General features: G+C 44.9%; 16 protein-coding genes. 5 read left to right on the top strand and 11 right to left on the bottom strand.

What is annotated here, in order from left to right:
* Positions 1-83: 83 nt before the first annotated feature.
* Positions 84-674: a spore protease YyaC gene (gene yyaC / locus JOD82_RS21595; protein ID WP_039273804.1), complete on the bottom strand. Its 591-nt coding sequence runs from the start codon at positions 672-674 to the stop codon at positions 84-86.
* Positions 675-794: 120 nt separating this feature from the next.
* Here yyaC and JOD82_RS21590 point away from each other — a divergent pair, with 120 nt between their 5' ends.
* On the top strand, positions 795-1,022 hold the full coding sequence (locus JOD82_RS21590) for a DUF1128 domain-containing protein (RefSeq protein WP_029517178.1): 228 nt from the start codon (positions 795-797) through the stop codon (positions 1,020-1,022).
* A gap of 192 nt (positions 1,023-1,214) precedes the next feature.
* Here JOD82_RS21590 and JOD82_RS21585 read toward each other — a convergent pair whose 3' ends face one another.
* Positions 1,215-1,934 (bottom strand): pirin family protein, encoded by a 720-nt coding sequence (locus tag JOD82_RS21585; RefSeq protein ID WP_069011995.1) that lies wholly within the window; start codon positions 1,932-1,934, stop codon positions 1,215-1,217.
* 231 nt (positions 1,935-2,165) lie between these two features.
* Here JOD82_RS21585 and JOD82_RS21580 point away from each other — a divergent pair, with 231 nt between their 5' ends.
* The 4 genes from JOD82_RS21580 (at position 2,166) to JOD82_RS21565 (ending at position 4,278) form a co-directional block, all read left to right on the top strand.
* Positions 2,166-2,870, top strand: coding sequence for a phosphatase PAP2 family protein (locus JOD82_RS21580; RefSeq protein ID WP_069011993.1), 705 nt, complete (start codon positions 2,166-2,168; stop codon positions 2,868-2,870).
* Positions 2,871-3,005: 135 nt separating this feature from the next.
* On the top strand, positions 3,006-3,263 hold the full coding sequence (locus JOD82_RS21575; protein ID WP_069011991.1) for a GlsB/YeaQ/YmgE family stress response membrane protein: 258 nt from the start codon (positions 3,006-3,008) through the stop codon (positions 3,261-3,263).
* A 41-nt stretch (positions 3,264-3,304) separates the two neighbouring features.
* Positions 3,305-3,706 carry a YtxH domain-containing protein gene (locus tag JOD82_RS21570; RefSeq protein ID WP_029517175.1) on the top strand — a complete coding sequence of 134 codons (402 nt, stop codon included), beginning with the start codon at positions 3,305-3,307 and terminating at the stop codon, positions 3,704-3,706.
* Between the two features lie 95 nt (positions 3,707-3,801).
* Positions 3,802-4,278 carry a DUF5665 domain-containing protein gene (locus JOD82_RS21565; RefSeq protein WP_049816975.1) on the top strand — a complete coding sequence of 159 codons (477 nt, stop codon included), beginning with the start codon at positions 3,802-3,804 and terminating at the stop codon, positions 4,276-4,278.
* A 114-nt stretch (positions 4,279-4,392) separates the two neighbouring features.
* Here JOD82_RS21565 and JOD82_RS21560 read toward each other — a convergent pair whose 3' ends face one another.
* The 9 genes from JOD82_RS21560 to JOD82_RS21520 all read right to left on the bottom strand — a co-directional run bounded on the left by JOD82_RS21560 (position 4,393) and on the right by JOD82_RS21520 (position 15,252).
* A complete protein-coding gene (locus JOD82_RS21560) occupies positions 4,393-5,352 on the bottom strand; it encodes a magnesium transporter CorA family protein (protein ID WP_029517173.1) in 960 nt (319 codons plus the stop codon).
* Between the two features lie 121 nt (positions 5,353-5,473).
* Entirely contained in the window at positions 5,474-6,247 is a 774-nt protein-coding gene (locus JOD82_RS21555) for a sigma-70 family RNA polymerase sigma factor (RefSeq protein ID WP_013311929.1), read from the bottom strand.
* Positions 6,244-6,696 (bottom strand): anti-sigma B factor RsbW, encoded by a 453-nt coding sequence (rsbW, locus tag JOD82_RS21550; RefSeq protein ID WP_013311930.1) that lies wholly within the window; start codon positions 6,694-6,696, stop codon positions 6,244-6,246. Before rsbW ends, JOD82_RS21555 begins: the two co-directional genes overlap by 4 nt.
* Before the next feature lie 18 nt (positions 6,697-6,714).
* Positions 6,715-7,053 carry an STAS domain-containing protein gene (locus JOD82_RS21545; RefSeq protein WP_023990272.1) on the bottom strand — a complete coding sequence of 113 codons (339 nt, stop codon included), beginning with the start codon at positions 7,051-7,053 and terminating at the stop codon, positions 6,715-6,717.
* A 99-nt stretch (positions 7,054-7,152) separates the two neighbouring features.
* A complete protein-coding gene (locus tag JOD82_RS21540) occupies positions 7,153-8,823 on the bottom strand; it encodes a response regulator (protein WP_069011989.1) in 1,671 nt (556 codons plus the stop codon).
* A gap of 19 nt (positions 8,824-8,842) precedes the next feature.
* A complete protein-coding gene (locus JOD82_RS21535) occupies positions 8,843-9,712 on the bottom strand; it encodes a CheR family methyltransferase (protein WP_029517171.1) in 870 nt (289 codons plus the stop codon).
* Between the two features lie 79 nt (positions 9,713-9,791).
* Complete coding sequence (locus JOD82_RS21530) at positions 9,792-13,511, bottom strand: response regulator (RefSeq protein ID WP_069011987.1); 3,720 nt, start codon at positions 13,509-13,511, stop codon at positions 9,792-9,794.
* On the bottom strand, positions 13,495-14,676 hold the full coding sequence (locus tag JOD82_RS21525; protein WP_029517169.1) for a PP2C family protein-serine/threonine phosphatase: 1,182 nt from the start codon (positions 14,674-14,676) through the stop codon (positions 13,495-13,497). The genes JOD82_RS21530 and JOD82_RS21525 overlap by 17 nt, the downstream gene beginning before the upstream one ends.
* 234 nt (positions 14,677-14,910) lie before the next feature.
* A complete protein-coding gene (locus tag JOD82_RS21520; RefSeq protein WP_023990277.1) occupies positions 14,911-15,252 on the bottom strand; it encodes a YflT domain-containing protein in 342 nt (113 codons plus the stop codon).
* Positions 15,253-15,332 lie beyond the last annotated feature (80 nt).

Here is a 15,332-nt window from a genome sequence, read left to right as displayed (position 1 = left end):
ACCCTTCCTTCTCTGTATATAATCTATTGGATCTGAATATATTAGTGAGTAGAACATGCTGATGTATATTATTAAGCAGACGATCAATATCTGAAACGGTAACCCTCTGGAAAATCTTGCGAAGCTGTTTTTAAGCCAAATTCACAAGCCGCCGCATTAGCAATATGCGCAGCCATTGTCATGACCAAGTGAAGCGAAGTCATTTGGAGTGTCCAATAGGGTTTGGGACTGCGCTCATTCACAATCGCTGCAACACTATAATGACCCACAGACGGCAGAGACAGCCCTACCGATCGCGCAGGAGTTAGCGGTTCACACGCAATAAGAAACATTCCCGTTGAGCCGTGCTGTCCAAGACAAGCATCTATGGCGATCACATGATGATCTTGGGGAATGCACTCCAAGTATGGAACCAGATGATCCGCATCACAGGGCTCCGACATTGTCCCAATCACGTGCGGAAAACCTTGCTCCTTGAGCATGGTGCCTACCAGTGGCCCCAGTGAATCACCCGACGAGCGATCTGTACCGATACAAACAAAAGTCAACTTATCTATAGCATGCTGATGATGAATTTCTCGGAAAAACGGCGCGAGTCCATCTCGATCTGTTTTCTTTACATTATGTTCTAAGGACGAGCGTCCGGGTGCGGAAGCTCGATTATACAAAGACAACTTTGCCCATCCTCCTTGATTCGGTTGTATATTGGTAATCTGGCTTTCAGTACATTCTACAACAAAAACATGATACAATACAGGCAACTTCCCCTGTTATGAAAGGATGGAAAATTAACGATGGATTTGTCTGTACCGTCTCATGCCAACATTGAGTATATGATTGAGGGCATTAAAACCAAGCTCCGTATGGCGAGTGGTGCTGCTATGCAAGCTTCCGCTTTCTCGCTGGAGCAATACGAGGACATCCATGATGTCTATGATATGGTGATAAACAAGCCTAACCTGAGCATTTCCGAGGTTGAAGCTATTGTTTCTGAACTGGGTAGATTGCGTAAGTCCTCCTGAATCAGCCTATAGGAATACAGCTTAGCTGTATTACAACCTATCATCATGAGCAACAGCCTTCATGCCAGTGGCCCTGTCACCGTAAATAAAGCTCGTACCTCCGCTCGCTTCAACAGACGCGCAACGGGGATACGAGCTTTATTTTTCGATTGCATATACGCATTTTCATACACTTCTTCACTCAAGGATGCTTCAAGGTAAATCTGCTAACACCAGTTCAGATATATCCTCATTACCTGTAGCTAGTATCTTTAATGCACAACTTTTTTGAATTCGTGCAGCATCACCAGGCCCTAACTGAAAATCTCCATCCTGGCACGTAACTTCCACATGACCGCTAACTACATAAATGTGGGTGCGGCGCTCCTCTTGCTGCGGATATTCAAGCTGCTGGCCTTTTTCCAATCTGCTCAGATACAGATTTATATCCTGCGCGATGGATAACGTTCCCTCCACTTCTGAACCAGACACAACAGGCTGAAGCCGATTTAGGCGTTCACTGTGCTTGAATCTTTGCACCTGATAAGAAGGCTGAATGCCAGGGCTCTCGGGTAAAAACCACATTTGCAAAAAGCGAACCGATCTTTCATCCCCAGTATTTCGCTCTTCATGTTCAATCCCGATGCCTGCACTCAGAACCTGAATCGAGCCGCTTTTTAAATCCTGCTCATGTCCCAAGCTGTCGCTATGATGCAATTGGCCTTCAATTACATAAGTGACGATTTCCAAATCGTGATGCGGATGTCTTTTGAAGCCTTGCTGCGGTTCAAGTTTGTTATCATTATGGGCTAGCATACAACCAAAATGGGCATTGCTCGGATCTTCATAATCGGCAAATGAAAAGCTAAACTCACTATGAATCCATCCTTTATTTGAGGTATGTCTTTCTGCCGATGTCACTATTTTAATCATCCTTAACACCTCCATGGATTACAGTTCCGTAAAGCAGCCTTGCTTCGTGATGATTATTCCACTTTCGGCCCTGGCATTACAAACACTGTGATACGATCCCTTTACCCCGGGCTTAAATGCCTCAATCAGCCTGTCGTCTCCGTCGAGTTTTGCTCTTAAGTTCATTATTAGTTAAGTTAATAGTACGAAAAATTAAATCTATTACAGCCATAAGGAGGAGATTTATTACATATGCTATCCCATAAACCCCAACCATCCCGGTTCCTACCAAGCTATTTGCGTCGTAGTCTGTATGCATCTATTATCATGATCGCTGTGATGCTTCTCATCGCCTACTCTGTGCAATGGATTGGCACGGCTCCTTTTCTATATTGGGATGAGCGTATACAGGATGCTATTTTTCCAGACACAGCAGCTACTCATGACCAATTGCTAACCATCGCTATATTCATTACGTCTTTCGGTTCATTCAGCATGTCGTTAATTATCGCCCTCGGTGCTGCTACCTTATGCTGGGTCTTTCTTCGTTCAAAAGCTTATTCCTTTGCGATCCTAAGCAGCTTTACGGCGATGTGGGTGCTGAATACGCTCATTAAAGAAATTCTGCAACGGGAACGCCCGTCACTTCAACATTTGGTTGAAGCCGGGGGCTACAGTTTTCCCAGCGGTCATGCGATGATTTCCATGGGATTTTACGGCATGATATTTGCCATCTGGGCTATAGAACGAAAGATTCGTGAGCGTTCGCTCTTCCTCCCGTGCGTTCTTGGTGCACTGCTCATTATATTGATTGGACTAAGCCGTATATATTTAGGAGTTCACTTTCCTACAGATATTGTGGGTGGTTATATTGCAGGCATCATTTGGCTGGCGTTTACCGTTCCTATGATCTATTGGCGAGCGAAAATGCAACTTTCTTCTCCCCCCCGCCCATAACGTCCGATTCGGCTTTTTGTTTCACTCCGGGTCATGACGTTTATATACGAAGTAAGCAAGGCACAGCAATATCGAAGCTCAGCATTTATCAAAAACGTTATCGTTTGTGAACTTAGGATAAGGGAGGCGATCCTTGTGTGGGGAATTGTACTAAGTATTGTAATGGCCATTATTATCGGATTGATTGGCGATGCACTAGCTGGACATGAAATGCCTGGCGGCATTGCAGGCTCTATGATTGCTGGATTTGTAGGAGCTTGGCTAGGTGTCATGCTGTTGGGAGACTGGGGCCCGGTCATCGGAGATTTTGCAGTCATTCCAGCCATACTTGGAACCGCATTGTTCGTATTCTTGCTCGGACTTGCGTCCAGGCTATTGAGAAGGGCTACCTAACATTTATATATATTTTTATTCTATAAAAGGAGTGATATATCATGAGTAACATTGACAATCAAAATATGGCAAGCACTTCAGGTTTTGCAAAGGGTTTATTCATTGGAGGTTTGATTGGTGCTGCGGCAGCCCTGCTGTTCGCTCCAAAGCCGGGTCGCGATTTACGTAGTGATCTGTCCGAAAAAATGACTGTTGTCTCCGATAAAACGAAGGATGTCGCATCTGTAGTTAGCAGCAAAGCGACAGATTTGGCCAAAACCGTTTCCACTAAAACAGCAGATGTAGCCAAAACGGTATCCGAGAGTAAAGACAACATCGTATCCAGCGTAACCAAAGCTTCTGCCGATGTCGCTAATGAAGCGGCCAAAGCGGATAAAGAAGTTATGGATGCAACCGCTCAAGCAGCCAAGGACACTCAAAAACAATTAAATGCAAATTCCTAATAGGAACACATTCCGATTACAACCAAAATAATATCCAAACACTGAACAGCCAGCATGCAAGAAGCTGGCTGTTTTTAAATGATAGAAAGGCTGGGATGACAATGAACAAACCAAACTCCTATGGAGATGATCTTGCTCGGAACAACAAGAGAACCTTTCACCCCCTCCAGGCTCAAGATCAGCCAGATGAGATTTCATCCAAGCAGACCTCTTCTACTCATCATCATGTTAAAACACATGATCCGGAGAGAGACTTTGATGTAAATGAGCATCCTTTTGAACTTCGCCATGAGGTCAAGCGGCTTAACAAACGCCTAGATCAAATCGCAGATACATTGGAAAAAGCAGAATTCAAAGATATTATAGAGAACTACTCCAGCACGAAAAGAAGAATTATGAGCAATCTGACTGCAGGGATTGCACGTGGTCTCGGCCTTACGCTGGGTACAGTGGTCATACTCGCCTTGCTCGCTTGGTTGCTCAGTTTCCTGGTACAGTTAAATCTTCCGGTCATCGGAGATTTCATCGCCGAATTATTAGGATATATCAAAATGAGCCAAGGTACTAAGTAATTGTCCCTATCTCAATTAAAAACGATCCATCGTAACCGATATAGACTCCCCAAAGAGCTTCCTGTTACGATGGATCGTTTTTTATTTGTAAATTATAACAGCTGTAAGCAGCCGCTACAATTTGTTGCGCTTGTTAGTTTTCAATAAGTCTCCTGTCCACCCCTTCATCATCAGCCAGCCGTACATTCCCGCCATACTTAGCAATGTGGCAATAATCACGGCGGTAAAACCCCAGCCTGTTTTAATCCAAGGCAGATTTTCAAAGTTCATGCCCCAAATGGCCCCCACTACAGTGGCAGGTGTAAAAACGGCGGTCACAATGGTGAGCGTCTTCGTAATCTCATTGCCCCTAAAAGCGGAAATGGCCTCGTCAATAGAGATCAGGGTGTCGATTTCCTTTTCATAATGCAGGAAAAGTCCTTCCATCCGAGTCACACGGTAAAGTAACTGCTTAAAAAAGCGATTCTCCTCCAGTTTATCCAAATATGCCTCCCGAGAAGCCGTTACCAGCTCTGAAAAAGGAATGAACATATTGCTCCAATACAACAGCTCGAAACGTGCATTCAATATAGAATCCATCAGTGTACGGGCATTTCTTTTCTCCATGTCCTCTTCCAGTCTTCTCAGGTTGATCTCGAACTTATCCATACCTGTATGAAAATAATGAAGCACGGCTCTCGCCAATACAAACATGCCGTCAGCTGCATCCTCACACTGTTCCAGCATTTTTTGGCGTTCCGCGGTGTGCATAATTTCACGGGTGTTTTGATCCAAATTTAACGTCACCAGCTTCTGGTTTAGAACCAGAAAATAAAACTTGTTGCAATTGCGTTGACTATCGATTTCCTCTTGAACGGAGTAGATCAGCGACCCGTACATTAAGGGCTGATTGCCATCTGGAAAGCGTACAGATATAAAGCTGGATGGAATGTCCTCTACCTTGTCCAGCCATTCTGCGGCTTCTGGGAGCTTCTCCTTCAAGTGCTGTATGACCGAATCTTGCCAATTCCCAGCACTGATGTCCCACCATTCCCATCCTCCACGAAAGGAAGAAATCTGTTCAAATGCTGTCATGGATTCCAACCTTCCTCCCAACCTTTTTCGCTTTATAAAAAGGACACGTTTCCCCAAATCGGAATAACGTGTCCTTACGATGTGACATCAAATATGTTAAACCAAGAATTCCGCGTTTTTCTCATGAAATAGAGGAATTAGACATAATCTGCTTCAGCTTTTCCGTAGCCCGCTTCTGAATACGGGAAACGCTCATCTGTGATACGCCCAACGTCTGGGCAATCGCACGTTGAGATTGACCGTCCTGAAATGCCAGAAGAAGCACCTTCTGTTCCTGCTCCTTCAGTTGGCTTAAAGCCTGCTGCAAATCCATTCGTTTTTCCACAGTGTCATAATCGTTAGCATCCGAGCTAATGAGCTCGCCTAACGTAGCTGCACTCTCTTCCTGGGATAAAGGCGAGTCCAGTGAAACATAGTGATAGCACTCACGACCAGCAAGCACCTCGATCGTTTCTTCCACGGTTAGATCCAAATAGGTCGCAATCTCGTCCACATTGGGTGAGCGTTCCAACTTAACGGTCAGTTCATCAATAGCATGTTGAACAAGCGCACCCTTTTCCTTAATGCGGCGAGGAACCTGGATGTACCAGGATTTGTCGCGCAAATAATTTTTCATATGTCCCAGCATACTTTTCATAGCGTACGGTTCAAATGGGATACCCAAGCTGATATCGTATTGCTGAAGCAGACGTATCAAAGCCATCTGACCGGTCTGATATAAATCCTCGTATAAGTCCGGACGGTTACGGGAGATTTTCCCGGCAGCCATCTTGACCATCGGCTCATACTTGCGGATCAGCACGGTAGCAATCTCGTTATCCTTGGTTTGCTGGTACTCCCAGATTAGACCAACGGCTTCATCCATCGACTCCGGGGGAGTTACCTTTTCATTCATACTCTTTCCTCACTTCTGGTCAAGCGCTTTACCAGCACCACTTCGGTGCCTTTTCCTGTCTCATTCAAGATATGGACATCGTCCATAAGCGCCTGCATGAGATAAAAGCCTAATCCGCCTATCTGTGCATCATTCAACTCCTTGTCATGCAAGGATGCGATACGGGACGGGTCCTCCACGCGTTCAAAGCTCTCCCCTTCATCTTTGACACGAATGGACAGCGAAACTTCATCAAATTCGAATGTCACTTCCACGACTCCCCCCTCATGACCATATGCATAAAGGACAGAGTTATTACAGGCTTCCGATACAGCCACTTTCATGTCTTCAATATCCTCATAAGAGAATCCCATTTTCGCGGCAATACCGTATAAATTTAATCTTACAATATCAACAAAGTCAGCAGTTGCCGGCAAATTAAGAACTACTTTTTGAATTTGAGCGTTCATTTCTTTTTCTTTCCTTTCCTATTGGGAATTCTCCTGGGGGACAAAGAATTTGGCAATACCAGTCATATCAAATAGCTTTTGAATTTGAGGCGGTACCTCTTGAACAGCAAAGCGAGACTCCATCCCATGCCTTGCTTTTAAAATGGATAACAAGATTCCAATACCTGTGCTGTCAATGTATTTAAGGTCTCTCAAGTTAATAATCAAATCTTGGCTGGATTCCCCCACCAAAGGCTCCATCACCAGACGAAAATCAGGTGCTACCGAAAGATCCAACTCTCCACTCAGATAAACGGTATTTACGCCATCGGTTGTTTCTGTAATTGCATTAAACTTCTCATTTTTATTTGTATTCATAGGCCTACTCTCCCAAAAAAAGATTTCCCTACATACTAACCCATTATAAGAGCGTTTGAATCACGGTATAACTTTTTAAACACTACCAAATGCCACCATCTAAGCTTCATTGATTTGATCTTTACCCGGCTGCATTGGAAAATGGTCCGGAGAATGCCGTAGCAACGCCTGTTTTACACTGCTGATTTTAACGGGCTTACTAATATAATCGTTCATCCCCGCTTCTATACATCGAGGCTGAATACCCTCCATCACATTAGCCGTCATGGCGATAATGGCAGGTTGGGATCTTCCCACCAATTGTTTACGCATTCTCCCCGTACACTCCAGACCGTCCATCACAGGCATCTGCAAGTCCATAAAGATATAGTCATAGTCCTGATTAGCCGTGACCATATCAAGCGCCTGCTGTCCATCTGCTGCCACATCTGAAGCCAGACCGAGCTTATCCAGTATATTAACCATCAGCTTCTGGTTAATCGGATGATCATCAACGACCAGTACAGGTCTACGACTTGGAGATTCCTGATGTGGAATTTCCCAATCGTGGCTGGACTCCCCCTCCAGTTCATTTTCCTGAGCAAAGCCAAGCTTCATTGTGAAATGAAACGTCACGCCCTGTTCTCCGCTCGTATCTACGCGGATATCTCCGCCCATCATATTCACTAAGGTTTTACAAATGGCGAGTCCTAACCCGGTTCCACCATATTTACGTGTCATTGAAGAATCCAGTTGGGAAAAGGGCTGAAACAACCTTTCAACCTTAGCCGGATCAATACCAATGCCCGTATCCTTCACAGAAAACTCAACGGTAAGTCCATTATCGCTTTGCTCTTTGACAGATGCGAAGACATACACCCCGCCCCGGTCTGTAAATTTGACAGCATTGGATATCAGGTTAATCAGCACTTGACGCAATCTTCCCATATCTCCATATAACACAGGAGGCATCTGTTCATCGAGAAAATAAACCAGTTCCAAGTTCTTTCGGTTCACTTCTACCGTAAATAGGCTGAAAACTTCCTTGATACAGGAAACCAGATCAAAAGGATATTCCTCTACCTCCATTTTGCCTGACTCCAGCTTAGTGAAGTCCAGAATATCATTAATGACTGCTACCAGCGCGTCTGCACTACGACGGATGATATCGGCATATTCCTGTTGGTCGCTTTGCAGCTCCGTCTCCATCAGCAAATCAATCATTCCAATGACGCCGTTCATAGGTGTGCGGATCTCATGGCTCATCATCGCCAGAAATTCCGTTTTGGCATTGGCAGCAATCTCCGCTGCCTCCTTGGCGGCAATCAGTTCGCTGTTCATCTTCTCCAGCTGCTGGGTCTTCTGATGAAGCAGATGGGACTGTGTCTTCAAACGCTTATTTGTCAGATACATTTGCACGAAACCTTCAATTTTGGACTTGAGAATTTGAGGGATGAACGGCTTAACCATATAATCAATACCGCCTGCTGAATATCCCGCAAATAAATGCTCCGCTTCCTTGCTGTTAGCTGAAATGAAGATAATCGGAATATCCTTCGTTTTCTCTCTGGCCTTGATTAGCTTTGCGGTCTCAATACCATCCATACCCGGCATCTGCACATCCAGGACTACGAGTGCAAATTCATCTTTTAATAGACATCGCAGCGCTTCTTCCCCGGATGTGGCCTTTACCAGATTATATTGTTCACTCTCCAGCACCGCCTCAAGAGCGAGCAGGTTCTCAGGTCTGTCATCTACCAGCAATATATGAATCGGTTCATGAAGCCCCATGGAATCCTCCTAAGCATCTCTATTTAATCTTCCGGTATATTTTTTCTATCCGGTCCAGCGGCTCGTAGGAATCACTATAATCGGTAAAATGTATGGATTCCTTGGCCCCAAGCACCAACACGCCAAAATGACTCAAGCTATCATAAAACAACCCATGTACATGGTTGCGAAGTTCGTCGTTAAAATAGATCATGACATTCCGGCAAAAAATAACATTGAACTCGTTAAAGGACCGGTCTGTCGCTAAGTTGTGCTCCGCAAAAATAATATTTTTCCGTAAAAAAGGATGAAACATCACTGAATCATACTTGGCTGTATAATATTCAGAGAACGATTGTGTGCCCCCGGACTCCAAATAATTTTTGGTATACAGCTTCATTCGGTCGATCCCATATACGCCTTCCTTCGCCTGCTGTAAAGACAGGTTATTCATATCCGTCGCATAAATGCGGGCCTTATCATATAAGCCTTCCTCATGCAGCAAGATCGCCATAGAATATACTTCCTCACCCGTGGAGCAACCTGCATGCCAGATTCGAATGTACGGATACGTTCGCAAAATAGGAATGATTTTCTGTCTAAAATTCAGAAACAGCTCCGGGTCACGGAACATCTCGGTCACCGGAATGGAAAGGCTCTGTACCAGCCTATCGAAGGCGCTGCGATCATGCAGCACCTTCTCCTGAAGTCCTGATATCGTGCTTACATTCTCGGACTGCGCATGATAATAAACACGCCGCTTAATCGAAGGCAGAGCGTAGTTACGAAAATCGTAGCCGTACAGCCGATGTATACCTTCCAGCAACAGCTCAATCTCAATCAATTCCCGCTCAGCATCATTCGATTTCACTTCATTAGCAGCATTATCCGCCATATCCTTAGATGTCATAATCTCTCTCCAATTCCTAAATAGGTTTTGCCTGTGCCGCTCCCATCATGTGTCGATTTATATTACCCATTTTTTTGGGTTACGAATACAACCACACCCGCATTAATGATAAAAGTTGTTCGGTTTGAATCGGTTTTTTCACATAATCGGAAGCGCCTGCCTCAATACACTTGGAACGATCATCCTTCATGGCCTTGGCTGTTAGGGCAATAATAGGCATCTTCTCGAATTGTGGCATTAGCCGGATACGTCGCATCGCTTCATATCCATCCATTTCCGGCATCATCATATCCATCAGCACCAGATCAAAATCAGGTGTCTGTTCCAGTAGTTCCAGTGCTTCTCTTCCATTTTCCGCAAAGGTAACATCCATACGATAGCTTTCCAGCACACTGGACAGAGCAAATACATTGCGAATATCATCGTCTACCAACAATATTTTTTTACCTTCAAACAGCTCTTCCTTGTTGTATAGCTTTTGCAAAATTTTGCGTTTGTCCTCAGGAAGATTCGCCTCTACACGATGCAAGAACAGCGTTGTTTCGTCCAAAAGCCGTTCCGGCGATTTAACATCTTTAATAATAATAGACTCTGCATATTTGCGAAGTTGCGTTTCTTCTTTGTTATCCAAATCTTTGCCTGTATAAATAATGATCGGCAGATCAGCTAGCTGCTCGTTCTCTCGAATACGATCCAGCAGCTCAAAACCAGTCATGTCGCTCAGCATCAGATCCAGTACCATGCAGTCATACCGCTGAGTGGCCAGCTCATTCAGTGCTTCCTGACCTGTCGATACCGCCGTAATGGCAACATCATCATGATCGATCAGCTCAATAATGGATTTACGCTGATTATCGTCATCTTCAACCACAAGAAGACGTTTGACCATTTGGTCTGTATACGATTTTATATGTGAAAATGCTTTATCCAGACTTTCCTTCGAGGAAGGCTTTTTGAGATAGGCAATCGCGCCCATCATTAGGCCCTGCTTCACATCATCTATGACTGAAATAACATGCACTGGAATATGACGTGTCGATGAATTTCCTTTTAGCTCGCCTAAAATGGACCAGCCATCCATCACAGGTAATTGAATATCTAATATAATAGCGTCCGGCAAATAAGACTGAGCCATGTTGAGCCCATCGTCTCCTTGGAGAGCGATCAGTGCCTTAAAGCCCCGGCTACGGGCCATATCGTACAAAATATTAGCAAAATTAATATCATCCTCAACAATCAGCAACACTTTATCCTGCGAGGTAATCTCGTTTCGGTCGTCCCCTGGATGTATAATGTCCTCCGCTTTGTTTTTCGAAGGCATCTGATATAATGGCAACTGTTTAGCAGGCATAATCATGGGAAGGTCCGTTTCTGCCGAGGCTGCAACATTCTCAAAATCCGAATTCACATCCGTGCCATTAAATTCCTCTCTCGAATGAGAATCCATATCCTCAGCCGTTGGCGTTTGTTCCGGCAAATACAGTGTGAAGCAACTGCCCTGTCCCTGCTCGGATTCCACCGTAATCACACCGCCCAACAATCTGGAAAGCTCGCGGCTGATTGACAGACCTAGTCCTGTCCCCCCATATTTCCGGCTGGTTGTACCGTCTACCTGCTGGAAGGCTTCGAAGATCAGATCCGTTTTATCGGAAGCAATCCCAATGCCCGTATCATGCACAGATAGAGCCAGATAGGATCTTCGTGGATTTAGCAGACCCGGAAGCTGTTCTCCATTTGCCCGAGATACACTGAAACGAATAGATCCTTCCGTGGTGAACTTGAATGCATTGGACAACAAATTACGTAAAATTTGTTTGAGACGATAACCGTCACTGATAATGGCATCTGGCAAGTTCTCTTCGATCTCGGTATGCAGTTGAAGCCCACGTTGGGCTGCGACCGGAGCAAAATTCTGCTCCACAAACAGTTCCAGTTCCTTCAAGTGGACCGCTTCATGGTTAATATCCATTTTTCCAGCGTCCACTTTGGATAAATCCAGAATTTCATCAATCATTTTCAGCAAATCCGCGCCTGACATATAAATGGTTTGTGCATATTCCACCTGCTTCGGCTTGAGATTGCCCTCCTTGTTCTCAGACAAGAGCTGAGAAAGAATGAGCAAGCTATTTAGCGGAGTACGCAGCTCATGAGACATATTGGCCAAAAACTCGGATTTGTATTTGCTTGTGATTCCTAGCTGCATGGCCTGTTGTTCCAACTGAGCTCGTGCATGTTCAATCTCGTCGTTCTTTTCTTCCACTTCTCGTACCTGTTCTTCTAGCGCTCTGGTTTTGGCAATCAGTTCAGTATTAAAATGCTCCAATTCTTCTTGTTGACGCTGTAACAATTCCTCTGAACGCTTGAGTTCCTCTGTTTGCTCCTCCAAATTTTCGTTGGAGCGCTTGAGTTCCTCTTGCTGAGTTTGTAGCTCCTCGGACTGACATTGCAATTCCTCAGTAAGTGCCTGGGACTCGCGCAGCAATTGCTCTACACGCATCCGTCCCTTGATATTGTTCAGAATGATCCCCATGCTCTCTACTAATTGAGCAAACAGCTTCGTTTCCAGATCACTGAAGCGATCCAGTGACGCTATTTCTATAGCACCGATGCACTCATCTTCGAACAAAATAGGGAAAATCATAATTCCCACTGGCTTACTTTCTCCTAAGGCAGAGCCTATGGACAAATATCCGTCAGGAGCCTCTGTAATCAAGATCGGCTTACGATCCAAAACACATTGTCCGAGCAACCCTTCGCCTACCTGGATAACGTCTCTAATCGAATTTTCGCCAGTCACCTTTGCATAGGAGCCGTATAACTTAAATCGGTTGTCTTCTACATCTTTTCCTTGCAAATAGATGGCTCCATAACTGCCTCCCAAGATGGGCGTAAACTCACTAATGAACATCTGAGCAACCTGCTCCAGTGAATTTACGCCACGGAACAACTCAGTCACTCGAGCAGTATTGGCATTAAGCCAAGTTTGGTCCTTCTGCGTTTGAAGGACGGAATGTTCAAATTTCCGCTTTTCTTCCAAGTCTCCGGCCATTTGTTGAAATACACGAGCGACCTCACCGATTTCATCTTTGGAGGCAACACTCATTCGGCTGATGGCCCTGTACTTTCCCTTGCCAAAACCATTAATCATGAGATTCACGACATTTAGACCTTTGGCAATACTTGGGAGCACCCACAAAATAACCAGTAAGCCCATGATCAGGCCGGCGGCCATCAGAATTGTGGTAATCTGCACAGATTCTTCATACGCCAAATTGGCTTGCTTCATGTCGCTATCAATTTCCCGATCCTGAAAAACGGCAAGGGCATTAATACTATCCATCGCCTCCTCTTGGGCAGGCAAACCAGTACTATTGCGGAAAGCGTTAGCCTCATCAATACGATCTTGCCCCAACAAAGAGACCAGTCTTTGTTCGTAACTTAAAAATTCATTCCACGCGACGGCTACCCGATCAACCTGCTGTTGCTCTTCACTGGTGCCGGAATTCGTTTGCAGACTAGCCAGCACTTTCGTTCCAGTAGCCGAAATATCGTCCAGCTCGCGTTTGGCCTCACTAACGGAGGAACCTGGATTCAAGATCAGATTGGCCATCACTTTGGCCATATCGTTCACCTGCCCGCGAATAGCTGTTGTTTTCCGGACTTTCATATATCGATCCTGATAAACCTGATTCAACTGCTCATTCAGGCTCCCCATCCGGTCATAGCTGATTAGTGTCAGCACAAGGAGGATCGCCATAAGCGATCCAAAGCCAATCAGCAGTTTATTTCTGATTTTCATGCAAGCTCTCTCCCTCTTTCAACGAAATCCAGATCAGGCATTTATCATCATCACGATCTTGTGGCGCCTCTTTACGAAAAAAAGCATCCAGCATCGCTTCTTCATTCCATTGCTCATATTTACGCAGACACTCAGTCAGATACTCCAACTGCTCCTCATATTCACCTTCCACCGCCTCCAGCAAGCCATCCGTATACAAAGCGATATGCCCTGTTCCTTCATAATGAATCGTGTGCATTTCTGCATCAATCTTATCAAATAAACCAACCGGGCTGCATGCACGGTCAAATTTGGTAATGCTACCATCCTGGTTGAACAGCAAACCGGGAGGATGTCCCGCATTTACATAGTCAATTCGCCGTGCACGGGTATCAATCACCATATAAATCGCCGTAAAATAATACTGTACCAGCTGTTTGCCCAGATCCAGTTGATTAAAACGACGATTCAGCTCTTGTATGACCTTCTCAGGCTCCACATACGTGGTCACCGTGTCCTTAAGTACAGATGCAATGAACATGCAGAACAGCGAAGAAGAAATGCCATGTCCCATCATATCCAGCAAAATGATGGCATATCGCCCCTCCCCTAACGGATACCAAGAATATAAATCCCCTGCCAGTTCAAAGGAAGGCTGATAGAGCGCATTTACTTGCAGCACCGGGTCCTGAATGGCAGGACTAAGTACCGCTTGCTGCACCATCGCGGCCAGCTTCAACTCATCCTGAATTCGCTGATCCCGATCCTTATGCCAGTCCTTCTCCAATTTGAGACGCAAGGCAGATCGGATTCGCGCCATTAGCTCTACCTTGTTGATCGGCTTCGTGACGTAATCGACGGCTCCCACATCCAGAGCTTCAGCCAATTTTTTAGAATCACCTACAGCCGTTACCATAATAATCGGGATATCTTTTAAATGCTCATATTCCTGCACAATACTGCAAGCTTCAATGCCGTCCATTTCAGGCATCATCATATCCAGCAGCACCAGATCAATATCTGAAGGACGGGGCCTGAGACTAATGGTACGATCGCCTATTCCCAGATGCTCTAACATTTCTGCGGCCGAGTTAGCAGAGATCACATCCCGATAATTTTCTTTTTTTAGTATCTCACGAATAATAATGATATTCGTCGGGTTATCGTCAACAATTAGAATTCTCATTGGCTTCTCCTTATCTGTAACTCATGTATTATACTATACCTACTTAAACGGCAACACCCTTGTTGATTAGTAGTAGTGTTTCCGTAAGAAGGCATTCCAAAAACATAGATAAGGAATGAGGCTGAACCCCATTCCTTATCTATGTTTTTGGAGGACCCGCGAAACACTTGTGCTGCGGTCAACTTCCTCTTTTTCGAATCTAATGTCACGCTACTCTTATAGTGAACAGCGATATCACGCTTTTTTAGCAATGACCAGCACTTTCCCCTGATCCAGTTCTTTTTCATAAAAGTCAGCTTCCGTATCTGTAAATCCCAAGGAAGTAATTTTAGCGCGAAGCTCATCGCCGCGGGAACGGAACAAGTTGGCTAATGAATCGAAAACGCCCTCTTCCTTAATCCCGATTTCCTTGGCATCCACCGTATCGGCAATACGATCTGTCCGATCCTGATCATGAGCGAGCACGAACACATCCTCATAACGATAGCCTGTGTTACGCAACTCATTTACTGCTTCAACGGCTTGTACACCGTTATCTACCACTTTGGCATAAGATTTATGATTGGTCTGATTCATGTTTCTCACGCTCCTTTAAGGATTGACTTCTCTGACTATTACACTTCACATATCCATTTGAAACTTCCATGTTATGTCAT

The organism is Paenibacillus sp. 1182 (assembly GCF_017833915.1).
GTDB lineage: Bacteria > Bacillota > Bacilli > Paenibacillales > Paenibacillaceae > Paenibacillus > Paenibacillus polymyxa_D.
This window is presented reverse-complemented; position numbering and strand designations above follow the sequence as displayed.

What these genes read in the sequence shown, in the direction of transcription:
- JOD82_RS21525 (WP_029517169.1), bottom strand. Translation starts at nt 14,676, where the DNA reads ATGAGAATTCTAATTGTTGACGATAACCCGACGAATATCATTATTATT.
- JOD82_RS21530 (WP_069011987.1), bottom strand. Translation starts at nt 13,511, where the DNA reads ATGAAAATCAGAAATAAACTGCTGATTGGCTTTGGATCGCTTATGGCG.
- JOD82_RS21560 (WP_029517173.1), bottom strand. Translation starts at nt 5,352, where the DNA reads ATGACAGCATTTGAACAGATTTCTTCCTTTCGTGGAGGATGGGAATGG.
- JOD82_RS21520 (WP_023990277.1), bottom strand. Translation starts at nt 15,252, where the DNA reads ATGAATCAGACCAATCATAAATCTTATGCCAAAGTGGTAGATAACGGT.
- JOD82_RS21540 (WP_069011989.1), bottom strand. Translation starts at nt 8,823, where the DNA reads ATGGGGCTTCATGAACCGATTCATATATTGCTGGTAGATGACAGACCT.
- JOD82_RS21570 (WP_029517175.1), top strand. Translation starts at nt 3,305, where the DNA reads ATGAGTAACATTGACAATCAAAATATGGCAAGCACTTCAGGTTTTGCA.
- JOD82_RS21585 (WP_069011995.1), bottom strand. Translation starts at nt 1,934, where the DNA reads ATGATTAAAATAGTGACATCGGCAGAAAGACATACCTCAAATAAAGGA.
- JOD82_RS21535 (WP_029517171.1), bottom strand. Translation starts at nt 9,712, where the DNA reads ATGACATCTAAGGATATGGCGGATAATGCTGCTAATGAAGTGAAATCG.
- JOD82_RS21565 (WP_049816975.1), top strand. Translation starts at nt 3,802, where the DNA reads ATGACAATGAACAAACCAAACTCCTATGGAGATGATCTTGCTCGGAAC.
- JOD82_RS21580 (WP_069011993.1), top strand. Translation starts at nt 2,166, where the DNA reads ATGCTATCCCATAAACCCCAACCATCCCGGTTCCTACCAAGCTATTTG.
- JOD82_RS21590 (WP_029517178.1), top strand. Translation starts at nt 795, where the DNA reads ATGGATTTGTCTGTACCGTCTCATGCCAACATTGAGTATATGATTGAG.
- JOD82_RS21545 (WP_023990272.1), bottom strand. Translation starts at nt 7,053, where the DNA reads ATGAATACAAATAAAAATGAGAAGTTTAATGCAATTACAGAAACAACC.
- JOD82_RS21555 (WP_013311929.1), bottom strand. Translation starts at nt 6,247, where the DNA reads ATGAATGAAAAGGTAACTCCCCCGGAGTCGATGGATGAAGCCGTTGGT.
- rsbW (WP_013311930.1), bottom strand. Translation starts at nt 6,696, where the DNA reads ATGAACGCTCAAATTCAAAAAGTAGTTCTTAATTTGCCGGCAACTGCT.